The organism is Cupriavidus sp. CER-90 (assembly GCF_057652055.1).
Window position 1 is genome coordinate 57157 of the sequence record NZ_JBYGYM010000003.1, and the last position, 17742, is coordinate 74898.

Annotated in this window: 11 protein-coding genes; 7 read left to right on the forward strand and 4 right to left on the reverse strand. The window is 64.8% G+C overall.

From position 1 onward, the window contains the following. Positions 1-10: 10 nt before the first annotated feature. The 6 genes from AC24R4_RS27505 to rfbA are packed head-to-tail and all read left to right on the forward strand — an operon-like array spanning position 11 to position 6905. Positions 11-1042 carry a glycosyltransferase family 2 protein gene (locus AC24R4_RS27505; protein ID WP_487524040.1) on the forward strand — a complete coding sequence of 344 codons (1032 nt, stop codon included), beginning with the start codon at positions 11-13 and terminating at the stop codon, positions 1040-1042. Between the two features lie 11 nt (positions 1043-1053). Then, positions 1054-2163 (forward strand): glycosyltransferase family 4 protein, encoded by a 1110-nt coding sequence (locus AC24R4_RS27510; protein ID WP_487524041.1) that lies wholly within the window; start codon positions 1054-1056, stop codon positions 2161-2163. Then, positions 2145-3398: a glycosyltransferase family 4 protein gene (locus AC24R4_RS27515; protein WP_487524042.1), complete on the forward strand. Its 1254-nt coding sequence runs from the start codon at positions 2145-2147 to the stop codon at positions 3396-3398. The genes AC24R4_RS27510 and AC24R4_RS27515 overlap by 19 nt, the downstream gene beginning before the upstream one ends. A 15-nt stretch (positions 3399-3413) precedes the next feature. Continuing rightward, complete coding sequence (locus tag AC24R4_RS27520; protein WP_487524123.1) at positions 3414-4709, forward strand: oligosaccharide repeat unit polymerase; 1296 nt, start codon at positions 3414-3416, stop codon at positions 4707-4709. Between the two features lie 19 nt (positions 4710-4728). Next, positions 4729-6021, forward strand: a complete 1293-nt coding sequence (locus AC24R4_RS27525; RefSeq protein ID WP_487524043.1) for an oligosaccharide flippase family protein — start codon at positions 4729-4731, stop codon at positions 6019-6021. Next, positions 6018-6905, forward strand: a complete 888-nt coding sequence (gene rfbA, locus AC24R4_RS27530; protein WP_487524044.1) for a glucose-1-phosphate thymidylyltransferase RfbA — start codon at positions 6018-6020, stop codon at positions 6903-6905. The genes AC24R4_RS27525 and rfbA overlap by 4 nt, the downstream gene beginning before the upstream one ends. Before the next feature lie 64 nt (positions 6906-6969). On the opposite strand, the gene AC24R4_RS27535 is transcribed toward rfbA, so the two are convergent. From AC24R4_RS27535 to AC24R4_RS27550, 4 genes are all read right to left on the reverse strand, one after another. Then, complete coding sequence (locus AC24R4_RS27535; RefSeq protein ID WP_487524045.1) at positions 6970-8130, reverse strand: right-handed parallel beta-helix repeat-containing protein; 1161 nt, start codon at positions 8128-8130, stop codon at positions 6970-6972. A 421-nt stretch (positions 8131-8551) separates the two neighbouring features. After that, positions 8552-12442, reverse strand: coding sequence for a chemotaxis protein CheB (locus AC24R4_RS27540; protein WP_487524046.1), 3891 nt, complete (start codon positions 12440-12442; stop codon positions 8552-8554). 323 nt (positions 12443-12765) lie between these two features. Next, complete coding sequence (locus AC24R4_RS27545) at positions 12766-13137, reverse strand: single-stranded DNA-binding protein (protein ID WP_487524047.1); 372 nt, start codon at positions 13135-13137, stop codon at positions 12766-12768. A gap of 236 nt (positions 13138-13373) precedes the next feature. Further along, complete coding sequence (locus tag AC24R4_RS27550; RefSeq protein WP_487524048.1) at positions 13374-16019, reverse strand: bifunctional diguanylate cyclase/phosphodiesterase; 2646 nt, start codon at positions 16017-16019, stop codon at positions 13374-13376. Positions 16020-16454: 435 nt separating this feature from the next. Here AC24R4_RS27550 and AC24R4_RS27555 point away from each other — a divergent pair, with 435 nt between their 5' ends. Continuing rightward, positions 16455-17699: an MFS transporter gene (locus AC24R4_RS27555; protein WP_487524124.1), complete on the forward strand. Its 1245-nt coding sequence runs from the start codon at positions 16455-16457 to the stop codon at positions 17697-17699. Positions 17700-17742: the final 43 nt, after the last annotated feature.

Here is a 17742-nt window from a genome sequence, read left to right on the forward strand (position 1 = left end):
GGAGGCCACCATGCCGGACCCTGTCGCATCGCCCGCGCTCACCGTTGTGATTGCCAACTACAACTATGCGCGGTACGTGGCGGGCGCCATGGATTCGGCGCTGGGCCAGTTCACACCTGTGCATGTCATGGTGATCGACGACGGCTCCACCGACGGCTCCCGCGCGATCATCGAGAGCTATGGCGCGCGCGTGGAAGCCGTGTTCCAGCGCAACGGCGGGCAGGTAGCGGCGTATAACCATGCGCTCGAACGCGTCCGCACGCCGTACGTGCTCTTTCTGGATGCCGACGACACGCTGTATCCCGAAGCCGCTGCCACGGTCCTGGCGGCCTTCGCCAAGGGCGACCCGGTCAAGGTGCAGTACCGGCTCGATGTCATGACGGCCGATGGCGCGCCCACCGGCGTCCAGGTCCCGCAGTCGATCCGCGCGGACGGTTGCGGACGGATGCTGCGAGCCGGATGGCTGTATCCGTCGCCACCCGGCTCGGGCAATGCGTATCGTGTGGATGCGCTGCGTCGCATCTTTCCGGTGCCGGTGGGTGCAGACAATATGCATGGCGCGGATTTCTACGCCATCTACGGCGTGGCGCTGCTTGGCGACGTTGCCGCGGTGGAGGCGGCGCTGGGCGGCTACCGCGTGCATCGCAACACGTGCGGCGACGCCCACGGCAGCGAACTGTCGCTCGCCAACGCCGAGGACGCGATGGCCGGTGCCCGGCAGTCGGCGCGGCGCTGGCAGATCCTGCGCGGCCTTGCCAAGGACCGCCTCGGCATCGATCTGCCGCCGGGCGTGCTCGATTTCTCGCTGGAGAAGGCCCGCTTCGCGCAGCATGTGTATGGCGCGACGCTGGCGCGCCGGTGGCACTGGTTCCAGCATGAATCGGGGCGGTATTTCCACACCATCGCCGCCAATCCGTTCTGGAGCCTGCGCAAGAAGGTGGCGGTGGGATGCCTGACGACGCTTTGCCTGTTGCCGGTGGCGTCGTTCAGCAACCGTGTGGTGCGATACATCGCCAACCCGCTCGCGCGGGCCGGCCACTAGGAGCGCACGCGATGCCAAAGACCATCGCCATCAACGGGCGCTTCCTGGGGCGGCGCGCCACCGGTGTCGACCGCTTTGCGCATGAGGTAGTGCGCGCGATTGACCGATTGGTGGCCGACAACGATCGCACTACGGCCGGCCTGTCGTTCGAACTGCTCGTGCCGCCAGGCGTGGAAGTCGATCCGGGCGAGTTCCCGCACCTGCGGGTGCGTACGGTGGGGCCTGCCATCGGGCGCCGTAGTGGCCAGCTTTGGGAGCAGGTCAGCCTGCCGCTGGCGGCGCGCGGGGCGCTGCTGCTCAATCTGTGCAATGCGGCGCCGTTGCTGTACCGGAACCAGGTGACGGTCATGCACGATGCGGCGCCGGTGCGTGTGCCGCAGGCGTATTCGCGGGCGTTCCGCTCGTGGTATCGGATCATGGCGCCCTGGGTCGGGCGTGTGGCGCGCAGGGTGCTGACCGTATCCGAGTTCTCGCGGCGGGAAATTGCGGACGCCTATCGCATCCCGGGCCGGAAGATCGGCGTGCTGCCGCTCAGTGGCGACCATATGCTGCGCTTGCCGGAGGTGAGCGGCATCCGGCGCAAGTATGGGCTGTCGGATCGGCCGTATGTGCTGGCGGTCAGCAGCGCCAGCTATCACAAGAACTTTCGGCTGGTCGTGGAGGCCGTGAGCATGCTGCACGGGGCCGATTACGACGTGGTGATCGTGGGTGGCTCGGCAAGCGTGTTCCGGCCGCAGAACGACGAGGACGCGGCGCCGGTCACGCGGCTTGGCTATGTTGACGATGCCGACCTGAAGGCACTGTTCCGCGACGCTGCCTGTTTCGTGTTTCCGTCGTTGTATGAAGGCTATGGCCTGCCGCCTGTGGAGGCCATGACGCTGGGCTGCCCGGTGCTGGCGTCGAACCTGCCCTCGGTGCGCGAGGCGTGTGGCACGGCTGCGCTCTATTTCCGGCCGACCAGCCCGGCCGAGTTCGGCGAGCTGCTTACGTACGTGATGCAGGACGGCACGTTGCGTGACGCAATGCGGCAGCGCGGCTACGCGCATGTGCAGCGGTATTCCTGGCGCGACACCGCCGCGCGGCTACTTGGCGAGATATCTCCATGCCTTCCACAACGATGACCCCACGACACGACACCGATGATGCCGCCTTCGGCAAGGTCGCGGTCGTCCACGAATGGCTTGCCACGTATGCCGGCTCAGAACGGGTACTGGAGCAGATCCTGAAGATATGGCCCCAGGCCGACCTGTTCAGCGTGGTGGATTTCTTTCCCGATGCACAGCGTGGGGCGCTGCAGGGCAAGCATGCGACGACGACCTTCATCCAGAAGCTGCCCCGCGCCCGCAAGTCGTTCCGGGCGTACCTGCCGCTGATGCCGCTGGCCGTGGAGCAACTGGACCTGTCCGCCTACGACCTCGTGATCTCGTCGAGCCACGCTGTTGCCAAAGGGGTGATCACCGGGCCGGGGCAGTTGCATGTCAGCTATGTCCATTCCCCGATCCGCTACGCGTGGGACCTTCAGCATCAATACCTGAGCGAGTCAAAGCTGACGCACGGCCTGAAAAGCTGGGTGGCCCGGGCCATCCTGCACTACATGCGGATGTGGGATCATCGCACCGCGCATGGCGTGGATGTATTTGTCGCCAACTCGGCCTATGTGGCGCGGCGTATCCGCAAGGTCTATGGGCGCGATGCGGCGGTGGTCTATCCGCCTGTCGATATCGATCAGTTCAGCCTCTGCGAGCAGCGCGAGGACTTCTTCCTGACCGCATCGCGGCTGGTGCCCTACAAGCGGGTGAGCCTGATCGTCGAGGCGTTCGCGGCGATGCCGGACAAGCAACTGGTGGTGATCGGCGATGGCCCGGACCTGGACCGCATCCGCGAGATGGCGACCCCTAATGTGCGCATTCTAGGATACCAGCCTGCCGACGTGCTGGTGGCGCACATGCAGCGCGCCAAGGCCTTTGTGTTTGCGGCGGAGGAGGATTTCGGGATCGTCGCCGTGGAGGCCCAGGCCTGCGGGACGCCCGTGATTGCGCTGGGGCAGGGCGGAGCGCGCGAGACGGTGATCGACAGCCGCGATCGCGATCTGCGCACCGGCGTGTTCTTTCCGCGCCAGACCGTCGAGGATATCGTTCGCGCGGTTTGCCGGTTCGAGGAAAGCGGACCTTTCCAGCCGGCGGCGTGCCGCCGCAATGCGCTGCAATTCTCGCCCGAGCGGTTTCGGCGGGAATTCCGGGCGCTGGTGCATGCGGCCATGATGCGGGATGCGGTAGCCGCGTCGCCTGCGGTAGCTTCGCCATCTTCGGTACCGGGCCTGCCGGTGGCCGAACCGATGGTGGTGGCGTCGAACTGAATCGCGACGATGACGATGCCTGGCGCCTGGAATGCGTACGACGGCTACTGGTGGGACGATCCTGCACGGCTGCTCCTGTGTTTCATCCTGCCGCTGTATGGGCTTGTGTCGCTGGAACTGCTGGGCGACCAGAAGTCCATCGACCATATCTACTTCAGCGGCACCTATGCGATGGCCGGTGCGCTGTTCCTGCTTGCGGTGGCGGCGGGGGCCCTGGGAGAGCGTGTGCTGGCCCCGCGCGCGGCCGACACGCCGGTGGTGCTGTCCGTGCGGGTGCTCGATGCGCTGTTCTGGCTGGCCTGCATCGGCTACGTGGTGATGATGGGCGGCGTGATCGCCCGGCCGGCGATGCTGCTTTCCTATTTGAATGGGACCGCCAGTACCTACGACGTGCTGGAGCTGAAAGGGCGCGTGGTAGGCATCAGCACGCTGACCCAGGCGTCGGTGGCCTACGTGCCGCTTTACTTCGTCATCTTCCGCACGGCGCCGCGCGGCCTGAACCGTTACCAGGTCTACCTGGGCGTGCTGTTCGTGCTGACGTTATTGCGCAGCTTCATCTTTGCCGAGCGGCTGGCGCTGGTGGAAGTGGTGTTGCCCTGGGCGCTGATGATGGCGCGTTTCCGCCTGCGGCCGCCGCGCGGGTCGCTGCGCGCGGCGCTGCTGGCACTCGGGCCATTTGCCGCCATCCCGCCGCTGATCGGGTTCTTCATCGCAAACGAGTACAACCGGTCGTGGGAGACGTACTACGTCAACATCTACGACAACATCTTCGACTTCGCGCTGGAACGGCTGGGCCTGTACTACTCGACGGCGATCAACAACGGTTCCGGCCTGCTGACGATCATGGGATGGGGCACCGGGGCGCCGACGTTTACGTTCGACTGGCTGATCCGGTTTCCGATCGTCGGCGAGAGCTTCCGCCCGCTGGTCGGCGCGGACGATGGATACAGCCTGTTCCTCAACACCTTCGGCGATCCGGAGTTCAACAACCCCTCGGGCATTTTCGTGCATTTCTACGAGTGGGGCGGATTCGCACTGCTGGAGGCGGTGCTGATGGGATGGCTGCTGGGCCGCAGCTACGCGGGATGGCGTGCCGGCCACGGCTTCTGGTGCTGTGCCCATGCTGTACTGCTGGTGTCGCTGATGGAAATCCTGCGCGTGCCGAACCTGTTCAGCGGCCGCAACTTCGTGCCGCTGGCGCTGCTGTGGCTGGTGTTCCGGTGCCTGGGGAAGCCGGCCGCCAGCGCACCGTCTGCGGGCGTGCGCTCGCTCTACGGCCGCCCGAACCTGCCGGCCGCCGGTCCGCGCTGAACTCTGAGGCCCGCGCCCGATGCCGCCATCCATACGCTCCACCGCCACCTATCTGCTGCTGATCCAGGGCAGCAACTACCTGTTCCCGCTGGTGCTGTTGCCTTTCCTCGGTCACAAGCTCGGCGTGCGCGAGTTCGGCGTGCTGGCCTACTGCCAGGCGCTGGCGCAGTATCTGATCCTGCTGACGGACTACGGCCACAATCTGTCGGCGACACGGCTGGTATCGCTCAGGCGCGATGATCCGGCCGCGGTCGCGGCGGTGTTCTCGGCCACGATGGCGGCCAAGCTGCTGCTCACGCTGGGCGCGGCGTTGCTGCTGGCCGGCGCGTTGTGGTGGGCGCCGGACCTGCGCGAACATCGGGCCATCCTGGCCGCGGCCTTCGTGGGCGTGGTGGCCAATGCCGTGACGCCGATCTGGCTCTACCAGGGCCTGGAACGGATGAAGGTGCTGGTACTGCCGAACTTCGCGTCCAAGGCCATCAGCCTGGCATGCGTGGTGGCATGGGTGAGATCACCCGGCGACGCTGCGCTGGCCGCGCTGGGCATCAGCGTCGGCACGCTGATCCTGGCCGTCACGGCGCTGTGGGGCGTATGGCGCAGGCGACTGGCGACGCTGGTCAGGGTGCCGGCGGCAGCGGCGATGGCGTCGTTGCGCGAAGGCTTCCCGATGTTCCTGTCGCTGGTGCTGGTCAGCTTCTATGTCAACTTCAACGCGATCCTGCTGAACCATTTCCACGGTCCCGTAGCGGTGGGACAGTTTTCGATGGCCGACAAGATCCGCATTGCCGGGCAGACGATCTTTACGGTGATCGGCACGGCGTTCTATCCGCGCATCAGCCAGTACAACGTCACGGACCCGCCGGCCGCGCGTGCGCTGTTGCGTCGCGCGATGATGGTGGTCTTTGGCTGTTCGGGCGCGATGTTCGTTGCCGTGGAGCTGTTTGCCGGCGTCGGCATCCGCCTATGGCTGGGCGATCCGTTCCACGACACCATTCTGCTGCTGCGGCTGGAGGGCGTGCTGCTGCCGCTGACCAGCGTGGCATTCATCTTCGGCAATCTCGGCCTGATGGCGTCGGGGCGGCACCGCGCCGTGCGAAACATCTATGCTGCCGTGACAGTCATGCACCTGATCTACGCGGTGCCCTTCGTGATGCACATGGGCGCCCGGGGCACGGTGATATCGGTGCTGATCACCGAGGCCGCCGGCGCCATCGCCTTCTATCTCTGCTACCGGCGCGCGTCCACTTCCGGCGCGCCGGGGCCCTCGCTGGTCGCACAGGAATCCCCCACTGCCAAGGAGATGCAGGCATGACGCGCAAAGGCATCATTCTCGCCGGAGGCTCCGGCACGCGGCTCTATCCCGTCACGCACTGCGTCTCCAAGCAGCTGCTGCCGGTCTATGACAAGCCGATGATCTACTATCCGCTCTCCACGCTGATGGTGGCCGGCATCCGTGACGTGCTGGTCATCTCCACGCCGCAGGACACTTCGCGCTTTGCAGCCTTGCTCGGCGACGGCCGGCAGTGGGGGCTGAACCTGCAGTATGCGGAGCAGCCGTCGCCAGACGGCCTGGCGCAGGCGTTCCTCATCGGCCGCGACTTTGTTGGGCGCGATCCCTCGGCGCTGATCCTGGGCGACAACATCTACTATGGGCATGACCTGGCGCGCATGCTGGTCCGCTCCAGCCGTCGCGAGGACGGCGCCACCGTGTTCGCGTATCACGTGCACGACCCCGAACGCTATGGCGTGGTGGAATTCGACGAAGACTTTCGTGCGCTGTCCATCGAGGAAAAGCCGGCGCAGCCGCGATCGAACTATGCGGTGACGGGGCTTTATTTCTATGACAACCGTGTTTGCGATATTGCCGCCGACATCCGACCGTCGGCCCGTGGCGAACTGGAAATCACCGAAGTCAACGCCCGTTACCTGGAGGCCGGCAAGCTGGCCGTCGACATCATGGGGCGCGGTTTCGCGTGGTTCGATACCGGCACGCACGATTCACTGATCGATGCCGCGCAGATGGTGGCGACCCTGCAGAAGCGCCAGGGCTTGATGGTGGCGTGCCCCGAGGAAATTGCCTACCGGCGTCGCTGGATCGACGCGGAGCAGGTCGCGCGGCTGGCCGCGCCGTTGGGCAAGAGCCACTACGGCAAGTATCTGCAGCGGCTGCTCGCGGAATCGCCGCGCGTCAGGTAAGCCGGCATGGGCAGCCTGTGTCGAAACGGGGTGCGCTGCCAGGCCCGCAGGGGCCTGGCAGGAATTACCGTGCGCGCCGCAGATACGTGCGCACCTGAGGGAGGCGGTTCGCGTCCGCGCCGGCGGCCTGGATCGATACCGCGCCGGAGCATCCTGACGGTGGGGGCAGCGGTGCGCCATCGAGCGTATTGGTGCCGCAGGTGAACTGATCCGCCGTGCAATTGCGATACTGCAGCGCGATGGCCGCGCCGCCGATGGCCGCGAAGCGGTTGTTGGTGATGTCGGCCTGGCAGATATTGCCCTGCGCGCGATAGCCGTCAAAGCGCGTGCGCGTGACCTGGTTGCCCGTCACCTGCACGCGCGTCACGCTACCGCTGCCGGTATTGATGTCGATGGCGGCATGCCCCGTTGCCATGCGGTTGTTGCCGGGCGCCGTGGCGTTCTGGTCATCGGCTATCGTGTTGCTGGCGATCAGCACATTGCTGACGTCTGCGGTGCGATAGCCGTCTTCCTGTGCGACCATCACGGCAGCCGCCTTCTGCACGCCTTCGATCCAGTTGCCGGCAACGGTGACATCGGCACCCCCAACGACAGCCACACCGCGCCCCCAGGCATTGCCGGCCAGGTAGTTGCTGGTGACGTAGATGTTCCGGGTCTGCGTGTTGTCGCGCTGGTAGCTGACGATGCCCACCATGTCGTCGCCGGTGGCCGTGACGGACGAATCCTGCACGAGCACGTCCTGCGAGCCGCCGGTGATGTGGATGCCATCGGCCAGCGTGCCACTGACCTTGTCGCCAACGAGGGCGATACCCATACCGCGCGACACGAAGATGCCGGCACTGGCGCCGCCTTCGATGGTCACGTCCAGCACCTGTATGCCCGTGCCATCGACAATTACCTTGGCCGACGTGGCGGATTCGAGCCGCTGCGAGCCTGTGCCCTTGAGCGTCACGCCCACCAGCGTCGAGTTCGCGCCGGTGATCTGGATGGCCTGCTGGTCCGGATTGGACGCAACCAGCGTGGCGTCGTAGCCCGATACCGCGACCTGTTCGCGGCGTACCGCCAGCACGCGGCCCACCAGATAGCTGCCGGGGGCGAGCACCAGCCGTTGTCCCGGCTGGAGGTTGTCGAGCGCGGCCTGCAGGACATCGGCCTGGTCGACGCCGCTGGCGCCTGGCTGCACGAACACGTCGGCTGGCGCGCCAGTCGCAGGGGATACCGGCATCGACATTTGGGGCCATTGCGCCAGGAGCGCGATCCCGCCGGCGACTCCGGCAACGATTGCGGCCGCAATGCCGAGCCGGCGGCGCCTGGGGCGGCTGCCGGGCTTCATCCGCGGCCACCTGGCGTGGCCGCTACCGCATGGGTGACCGCTTCGCAATGATGTTTCATCGTTGCTACCTTTTGCGTGCCCCGGGGCGTTGTGCTGCCGGAGTTCAGCGCAGCATACCGGCCTGCCGCGGCGCGCAGGTGGTGCGACAGGCGCCCGAAGGCATGTTGTCGGAAAAGGGCGATAGGTTGGCGGAAACGCAAGGCGGCACCTGACGCGTCAGAGACGATCGCCCCTTCAGCGGATAGGGTTCGGGGGCGGGTCGATCAACGGAGCGGTGATCTGCCAGCAAATCGTCGCGGAGAAGGTGAACACATTATTCTGCGGCCGCGCCTTGCAATCGCGTGATAGCGGTGTCGCGCTCGCGTAGCTCTTCCATTGCCTGTTGTCGCTCGATCAGGTCGGCGGCTTGTCGCGCAAGGAGGTCAAGGTATCGCAGTTCGCGATCTCCGGGGCGATAGTGACGTCGCCAGTGCGTGGAGAACATGCCGATCGGACGTCCGCGTCGAGTGACCAATGGCGTGGATTGCGCGGAGAGCAACCCGCCCCGCAGGTGAATGCCGTTGGAATCGTGGATATCCGGTCCATCAGGATTATCGAAATCAAGGAAGACCCGCTTGCCCCGCGCCAACGCTATGCCGCAGGGGGTGCTGGACCCGGCCGGCACGCGCATGAAGTGGTGCGCCACCGTTTCCAGATTGCGCTGCGCGAGGATCACGAGTTCGCCTGTGCTTTCGTCCAGTATCTGGACCGTACCCGCGTCTGCCTGCATCAAGGCGATGGCCGTGTCGAGGATGTCCAGGTAAAGCGAGTGCATCTCGCTTTCGCCATCGGGTCGGCTGCTCACGCGATGCAGCAGCAGGGTATCGCGCAGGTCGGCGGCCAGGGCGGCCTCGCTGGCGGCGAGCGCAGCAGTCCGTTCGGCTACGCGACGTTCCAGCTCTTCGTTCATGGTCTGAAGTGCGCGTTCGGCGCGCTTGCGGTCAGTGACGTCGAGAAACGCGCTCACGGCTCCCATCAGCCGCCCATCGGCGTCGTGCAGTGGGCGGATGTTGACAAGGATGTCGCGTCGGCCGCTCCCATCTGGTCGGACGATAACCAGCTCCTCATCCATCACAACTTTGCCGCTTTGCAGCACTCTGGCCATCGGCGCGGCCTCTGGCTCGACAATGCTCCCGTCCGGATGCAGAACATGAGGTCCGCCGCGCAGCGCCCAATCGCGGTCCTGGATCGGGGGCTCGGCACCCCATAACTCGATAGCCCTCCGGTTGACCACCTCGAAGCGGCCGTCCTGGTCGCACGCATAGACTGCCACCGGCATCAGCGTCAGCAGTTCTCGCACGCGCTCCTCGCCATGACGACGGATGCGTGCCAACTCCAGTTGGGCGCCGACGCGTGCGACAAGCTCGCGGGATGCGAATGGCTTGGCAATATAGTCGTCGGCGCCGGCCAGCAGGCCTTCGATCGCTGCTTCTTCATGGGCGCGCGCCGTGACCAGGATCACCGGCGTGGCTTTGAGCTCGTTGTCCGCGCGCAGCAGTCGCAGCAGCCCGAAACCGTCCAGACCCGGCATCATGACGTCGGTGAGCACCAGATCCGGCCGATGACGTCGTGCAAGCGCCAATGCGGCGTCTCCGTCGTTCGTCGCCAGCACTTTCCAATGCATGCCGAGCATGCGGGTCAGGTAATCACGCATGTCGGCATTGTCATCGACCACCAGGACGCAGGAATCGGGTGCGCGTCCCGGCTGGCTGGGGCGCGCAGGTCCCAGGACGCCCTCGACGACATCTGTCGGCGCCGGCGTTATCGTCGGACCGCCTTGCGTCCACTGGTCCGCCTCGGCGGCGAGCTGTTTCGCGATACTCCGCGCGAGCGATCGGGTTCCAGACGCTTGGGGCGACTCCGGCCGATAGTGCCGATGAATCCAGAGGGTGAATGTGCTGCCTTGCCCCGGGGCGCTGCGCGCCCGTACCCGGCCATGGTGCAGGCGAACCAACTCGTAGACCATTGCCAGGCCGATGCCAGCGCCTTCGTCGGTTCTGGAGCGTACGTCACGCACCCGATGAAATCTCAGGAAGATATTGGACAGCTCTTCTTCGGGGATGCCGACCCCGGTGTCTGACACGGTGAGCTCCACGTGCTGATCGATGGCGGCCAGGCGCACCGTGATGCTGCCTTCGAAGGTATGCTTCAAGGCGTTGGACAGCAGGTTTGAAACAATCTGCTCCCACATCTGGCGATCGACAGAAACGAACGCGGGCAAGGGCGGGCAATCGACGTGAAGCGAGAGCCCTACACGTTCTGCCGCGCTGCGGAACAGGCTGGCCACATCACGGGTCAATGCCGCCAGATCGAGGAGTTCGAACTGTGCGCGTAGCCGCCCCGCTTCGATTTTCGAAAAATCGAGCAGCGTGTCCACCAGGTTCAACAGCCGCTTTGCGTTGCGCGCAGCGACTTCGAGCTCGCCTTGCAGGTCGGCTTCAACGTTCGAACGCAACTGCATGTCTTCGAGCGGGGCAAGAATCAGCGTCAGCGGCGTTCGAAACTCGTGGCTCACGTTGGAGAAGAACTCGGTTTTGGTCCGATCGAGTTCGGCAAGCTGCTCCAGCCGATCCCGTGCTGACTCCCGCAGTCGCGCATCGGTCAAGCTGGCACCCAGCTGTTGCGCCAATTGCTCTGTGAATTCCTGGTATAGGCGATCGAATTCGAGTCGTGGACTCAGACCCAATACCAGAACGGCGCCTACGGGGTCGTTTTCCAGACGTACCGGAAGCAGAAGGGCGCTTGTCGGCGGCTCGGGCCACGGGCCAGCATGGAAGGCGCGCAGGCGGGAAGCGAGATCGATCACGCTGAGGGCTTCGCAATGTCTGGCCACGTGCCCGAGTGGCCAGACTGTGGACGCCGAATGCAGCTCGACCGAGTATGGCGCAGCAGGAGATCCGGCGAGAACGCCCGCGGCAGCACAAAGACTGCATCGCTGTCGTGCTTCATCTACGCGGTAGATCAGCACGAACGGCAAGTCCTTCGCCTGTTCCGCGAGTGCCTGTTCGGCGAGCCGGCAGGCATCGGTCACGGTCGCGGCGCCCGACGTTGCCGAGGTCAATGCCCGCAACGCAACGAGTCTGCGCTCCAGCAGCACCCGCTCCGTCGTCTCGGCCGCGATGGTCATCACGCCGCGCACGATCCCGGCTTCGTCCGTGAGAGGACTACACGACCACGTGAAGTAGGCTTCCTCGGGATGGCCGTTGCGCGCCAGTTCGAGCTGCCTGTCCTGGGTAAAGCTCGTGTGAGACGTCTCGCACACCTCCCGATAGACGCTTGCCAGGCCGGGCCAGTGTTCCTGCCAGGTGACGTGCGACGGCGCCCCGGCTGCGTCCGGGTGCTTGGTGCCCAGCACGCCGATCCAGGCGTCGTTGTAGAACTGGGTAAATGATGGACCCCAGGCAATGCAGGTCGCGAACCCGCTGCCGAGCATGCTGGACAGGGCCGCCTTCAGCGCAGTGGGCCAGGCCATCACGCGCCCCATCACGCTTTCGTCCCAGTTGATACTCCGCAGGACCGCGCGCGCAGGCCCGGGTCCGGCAAAGAGAACGTCGCGCGCCTCCTGCTCATTGCGAGGGTGCGGAAACCGCCCGCCGGCCACGATGCGGGCGATTGTCGGGCCGATGTCGTACAGCGGCAGCACAAGATCCACTGCCCCGGCCTGGACGGCCGCGCGCGGCATGTCAGGATGGTCTGCGGTGTCTTCACTCTGTGCGATCACGGCGCCACCTGCGGCCCGCACTGCCGCGGCGCCGGCGGCACCGTCGTTGCCCATGCCGGTCAAGACCACTGCCATGCCCCGTTCGCCAAAACTCTCCGCAAGCGAATGCAGGAGCGCGTCTAGCGCGTGATCGAGTGGAGAGACGTTGGTGCGGCGCAGCGCACAGGTCCGATCGGGATTCACCTCGAGGGCCGTTCTTGGCGGCGCGACGTGGATACGCCCAGGCTGAAGCAGCATGCCGTCGGTCGCCCAGACCACCTGCAATGCCGTGCGCCTTGACAGGATTCGGGCGAGGTCGCTTGCACTTCCCAGATGCTGCCCCACCACAACGGCAACCGGAAAGTCGGGTGCGAGGTCGCCGACGACGGTAGAAATTGCGGGAAGGCCGCCGGCCGATGCCACGAGGCAAAGGACATCGAAGGTCGATGGGTGCTCGGCGTTCATGGGCGGTGGCTCCCTGTGACGTGACCATCTGAAATGGTGCGCCTACGCAAGCGCCGTGTCCAGATTTGCCTCTCACCAATCCGAGAAACCGGGCAATCTTCGGAGGGGACGGCGCAGCCGTGGAAGCCAGTCGGCGCGATACGGCTGAACGGCCGCGGATGCGTCCGGATCGATCAGAGCACTTCCCACGCAAAGGAATGGGGATGGCACCAGACACGAAGGACACGAGACCAGTGCTGTGCCTTACTGGGCGCTGGAAATGTGTGGTGCGATGAACGCCCTACAGCGGAAAGGCGCGGCAAGCGCGTGCCCTGAATCCTGCGCTATACAGGCCCGTCCTCCAGGCCCTCCGCGTCATTCGGTGTTGACGCCGGCTGGACAGCTTGCCGCTTTCGGTTGATGTGATAGGGCGTCAGCACTGCATGGGCCACCATGTCGAGGGCGGGGCGCGTATCGCCGTTCTTGTCGGTCCATACCTTCGGTGTCAGTGTGCCAGACAGGGCAACCGAATCGCCGTCATCCAGCGCCAGCAGTGCCGCCCGCGCATTGTCGCTAAACGCGATGACGTTGACGAACAGCGATTCGCCGTCGCCAGCGGGGGCGAGCACCTTCGTTGTGACATAGGCCTTGCCGCCATGCCCTTGGCGCTCCGCGGACTTTCCGTAGATCCTGCCGCCGATCAGACCATCAATCATTCTTCACCTCTCTATCCGGGGCGACTGCCACCCAGGCTTCCATTGAACCTTTACCACTCCCGCCAGGGCATGCGGCAGTTGTCGTCCGCCCCGCCTACCCCTGGGGGTCCTGCACCTGAATGCCGCGGCAGACTACCACGCCCAAACGATGTGGGGTCAAGCGCCATCCCGTGCAGGTCAGGCTCGCCTTCGCTCTGGAATTTCGCGGCCGGCCGGCGTTAGACGCGGTGGCCGCCTCAAGTTACGGCGCTTACGAAGGCTTCGAACGCGCTGGGGTCCACCGGCGGACAAAAATAGTAGCCTTGCCCGTAGTCACAGCCGGCAGCCAGCAGGATGTCGCGCTGCAACTCGGTCTCGACACCCTCTGCAATGACACTGATGCGCAGGGCATGCGCCATGCTGATGATGGCGCGGCACAGGGCGACGTCGTCGGGGCCCCGCGTCAGCGAGCGGATAAAGGACCGGTCGATCTTGATGTAGTCAATGTCCAGGCGCCGCAGGTACGACAAGGAGGAGTAACCAGTCCCGAAGTCATCGAGCGCGATTTCGATGCCCGCCGCCTGGAAGCGGAACAGCTGGTCTATGACGCCGGCGCTCTGTTCCATCACCGAGCCTTCGGTGATCTCGATGACCAGGCTGCCAACCGGCACGTTCATGCGTTCGATCATGCCGGACCAGGATTCCGGCCCGCTCGCGGGCGCGCAAAACTCCATGGGGGATTTGTTCACCGAAATCTGGAAACCCTTGCCCATTAGCGCCTGCCAGCGTACAAGCTGCTCCAGCGCTTCCGCGAGAACCCAGCGACCAATGTCGATGATGAGGCCGGACTCCTCCGCAACGGCAATGAAATCGGCCGGATGGATCGGTCCGCGTACCGGATGGTTCCAGCGAATCAGGGCCTCGGCCTTGCAAACCTTGCCCGTGCGCAGATCGACAATGGGCTGGTAGTGCAGCGCAAATTGCCCGGCCGCCAGCGCCGTGCGCAAGTCCTGCGTGATGCGCAAGCGCTCTCTCTCCGCTTGTAGCAGCGCCTTGGTAAAGACCTTCGAGCGATTGCGGCCCTCCTTCTTGGCGGCAAACATCGCCTGGTCGGCGCACACCAGCAGCGCCTCGGCGTTGTCCGCGTCCTTGGGGTAAATGGCCACGCCGATGCTGGCCGATACCGCCACCAGTTCCCCTGCCAGCGTGTAAGGGGCGGCAATCCGCTCCAGGATCGCCTCGGCAATGCCCGCGGCGACGCCGGTATCGCCCACCGCAGGAAGGATCACCGTGAATTCGTCGCCGGCCAGCCGTGCCACGGTATCCGAAGCGCGCACCGATGCCGCGATGCGACGCACGACCTCCAGCAGCAATAGGTCGCCCTGATCGTGGCCTAGGGTATCGTTGACCTCCTTGAATCGATCCAGATCGATGAATAACAGCGCCAGCTCATCCTGTGTGCCGCCTGCGTGCTCGATCTCCTGTCCCAGCCGGTCGAAGAAAAGCCGGCGGTTGGGCAGATCCGTGAGCGCGTCGAAATTCGCCTGGTGCCGGATGACTTCCTCCGCCTGCCGCTTCTCTGTCATGTCATGGATCAGCGCGACGCGCCGGCGCTCGCCATGCGCGTGGGCAAGGTAGGTATCCACCGTGAGGTAGGCGGGAAACTCGCTGCCGTCCTTGCGACGGATGGAGACTTCTCCGCTCCATTTGCCCGTGGCTTCCACGCTGAGCCGCAAGCGTTCGGCTACCAGCCCGGCCGTATGGTCTGTCCCACCGATGCTATAGCCGGAGCGGCCCTTGATCTCCGCGATGGTATAGCCGGTGGCGGCGGAAAAAGCCGGATTCACATCGATGATGGTGCCGTCGAGAGACGTCACCACCATCGCCTCGCTGCTGGACGAATACACCAGCGAGGCCAGCCGCATTTCTTCGATATGACGCCGTCGCTCCGCCATGGAGCGGCGCAGGCTGTAGTACAGCAAGCCCAGCAGCAGCGTGGAAGCGATGGCACTCGCCAAGGCAACGCGGCGATAACGCTGGTAGGGCACCAGCACCAGATCAACCGATTCGCCCACCACGAAGTTCAGCCCAAACTCCGGCATTCGGGAGTAGCCGAAGATCCGCTCGACGCCTTCGGAGCCCGACACCGCTCGAAAGCTGCCAGCCAGCGGCGCGTTGCCGGCGAGGTAGGGTCTGTTGGCGACGGCCCTTGCCAGCGAGCCTTCCAGCGATGGCACGCGCGCCAGGAGCTGGCCGGAATTCTTGATGACCGATGCCACTTCGCCATCGACAGACGTAAAGGTCTGCGCAAAGCTGGCGAACTGCTCCGGGCTGACCGAGACCACGATGACGCCATCGAAGTTGCCTGCGCGGAGGATAGGGCGGGTGAACTGGATTGACCATTTACCCGAGACCTTGCCCTTTACGGGATCGCTGATGAACAGCATGTCGCGACCGCCGGCGTTCTGATGGACCTGAAAATGCTCGCGCTTGCTCAGATCGACCTTCTCGCCGGCCTGGGGCGAACCGATGGACGAGTAGACGAGCAACCCATGCTTGTCGATCACCGCCACCTGGAACGACAGGTCTACCACCAGGTTCTCGCGCTCGCGTACCAGCTCGTTGAATCCCGACTGGCCGACCAGCCAGCTGGCGCGCAGGTCGAGAAGAAATTCAGACAGCCGCAGGATGCTGGATTTGGAGTACGCACCGAACGCGCGGGCCTCCGCCTGGGTGCGCTGCGCGGCGTCATGGAGCAGCCGGTCCCGCTCGGTCACGAGCTGAAACGTTGCGAACGACCATGTTGCGACCAGCCATGCTGCCGCCCCCAAGTTCAATGGGGAAAGAACTTGGCGCAAGTGCTGCAGCGCCTTGCCATATCGAATGGTCGAGCGTTCTGGCATCAAAAGAATATCGCTGCGCAGCGAGGAATCGGCATCGATAGCAGGCTAGTCGAGGTCAGCGAACCCCACAAGCAGCACGCTCCTGGGGCCTGTACTTGCCTTCGGGATTTGACGATTGATGCGCCCAATGCATCACGTTTTATTTGTCGTACGCGCTGCGCCTGGGTCAGATGCGGAATCGCGTTGCCCACAATATCGGCAATTGTGGCGGCGACTGAAGCGACCCGGGCGGGGTCGCCGAATCGGCCGTTCGCTGCGGAATGTTGGGATGACGAGAAGCGCATCGCGGGGATAGCCGACCGTCAATGCGGACAACCGGGGGGTCAGAAATCAAGCGGATGCCACTCAAAAGGCAGGCCCTGTCCGACATTCAGGTATTCTCCGCGGTGCATTTTGTTGCTTTGTGAGGAAGTTGTGTCGCGCAGCGGTTGGACGGTGGCGGTTGGGCCACTTTTAGGGTTGTTCATTGTTAGCTTGGGAAGCGGCTTCATGGCTTCCCTGACGTCTCTCCGGCTCGATGCCGCCAGTGTTTCCGCAACGATGATCGGCGCCATTTCGTCGGCGTATTTCGTTGGGCTGACGCTGGGCGCGGTGACCAGTGACCGCCTGATTTCGCGGATCGGCCACATTCGCTCGTACAGCAGCTTCGCCTCTCTGGTCGCGATTACGTATTTGCTACAGGGCTTGATTGTCGACCCCTGGTTTTGGCTCGTTCTGCGGCTGGTGAACGGCTGGGCCATGGTGGGCATCTACCTCGTCGTGGAGAGCTGGCTGTTGCTAGTGGGGGATACGAAGTCCAGGGGGCGGCTGCTGGCGATCTACATGATCGCCCTCTACGGATCGATCATGCTCGCGCAGATGAGTCTGGGCGCCCTTGGATCGGTGGCGGAGAGCGTGCCGTTCATGGTGGCCGGCGTACTGGGCTCGATGGCGGTGCTGCCCATGGCCGTGCTACCGAAGACTGCGCCAGACGTGGCGCATGCCGAACCCCTGATGCCGCAGGATCTCGTTCGCATGACGCCCGCCGGCGCGATCGGCAGCTTTGGATCTGGCGTGGGCATTGCGGCGGTCTACACGTTATTGCCAATTTATCTGCAACGAGAGGGCATGAGCGTTGCCCAGGTCGGTCAACTGATGGCCAGTGCCATTTGCGGCGCCATGGCACTGCAGTACCCGGTAGGCCGGTGGTCCGACAGGCAGGACAGGCAGACCGTACTGCTTGCGCTCAGTGCGGGATGCGCGGCCGTCTCGCTGGCCGTCCTGATCCTGCCGAGTTATCCACCGCTGCTCATGGTGCTGATGTTCCTCATCGGCGGCGGAATTTTCGCGATCTATCCGGTGGCGGTGAGTCACTCGGCCGATCGTGCAGAGGCGAGCGAACTCGTACGCGTCATCCAGGGCATGCTCCTGATCAACTCGGTAGGCGCCGCCATCAGTCCTCTGATTATCTCGCCGCTCATGAATTCGCTAGGCGCCAGCGGGCTCTTCTGGGCGTTTCTCGTCTTGCACGCGGGCCTGGCCTCCTTCTTCCTCTGGCGACGCAATCGCCATCCTTCACCGACATCGGCGGCACCATTCGCGGCGACGGCGCAGATGACCCCCATTGGGGCGGAAATCCGTGTCACCGAAGAGCTGGCGCAAGCCATCTCGGAGGCGGGAGCGGCGGAGGCGGTCTCGTGAACCTTCCGTCGGCGGCTAGTCCGCCAGGAACCTTCCGAGCCGG

What these genes read in the sequence shown, in the direction of transcription:
- AC24R4_RS27545 (WP_487524047.1), bottom strand. Translation starts at nt 13,137, where the DNA reads ATGATTGATGGTCTGATCGGCGGCAGGATCTACGGAAAGTCCGCGGAG.
- AC24R4_RS27535 (WP_487524045.1), bottom strand. Translation starts at nt 8,130, where the DNA reads ATGCCGGTATCCCCTGCGACTGGCGCGCCAGCCGACGTGTTCGTGCAG.
- AC24R4_RS27515 (WP_487524042.1), top strand. Translation starts at nt 2,145, where the DNA reads ATGCCTTCCACAACGATGACCCCACGACACGACACCGATGATGCCGCC.
- AC24R4_RS27525 (WP_487524043.1), top strand. Translation starts at nt 4,729, where the DNA reads ATGCCGCCATCCATACGCTCCACCGCCACCTATCTGCTGCTGATCCAG.
- rfbA (WP_487524044.1), top strand. Translation starts at nt 6,018, where the DNA reads ATGACGCGCAAAGGCATCATTCTCGCCGGAGGCTCCGGCACGCGGCTC.
- AC24R4_RS27550 (WP_487524048.1), bottom strand. Translation starts at nt 16,019, where the DNA reads ATGCCAGAACGCTCGACCATTCGATATGGCAAGGCGCTGCAGCACTTG.
- AC24R4_RS27520 (WP_487524123.1), top strand. Translation starts at nt 3,414, where the DNA reads ATGCCTGGCGCCTGGAATGCGTACGACGGCTACTGGTGGGACGATCCT.
- AC24R4_RS27505 (WP_487524040.1), top strand. Translation starts at nt 11, where the DNA reads ATGCCGGACCCTGTCGCATCGCCCGCGCTCACCGTTGTGATTGCCAAC.
- AC24R4_RS27510 (WP_487524041.1), top strand. Translation starts at nt 1,054, where the DNA reads ATGCCAAAGACCATCGCCATCAACGGGCGCTTCCTGGGGCGGCGCGCC.
- AC24R4_RS27540 (WP_487524046.1), bottom strand. Translation starts at nt 12,442, where the DNA reads ATGAACGCCGAGCACCCATCGACCTTCGATGTCCTTTGCCTCGTGGCA.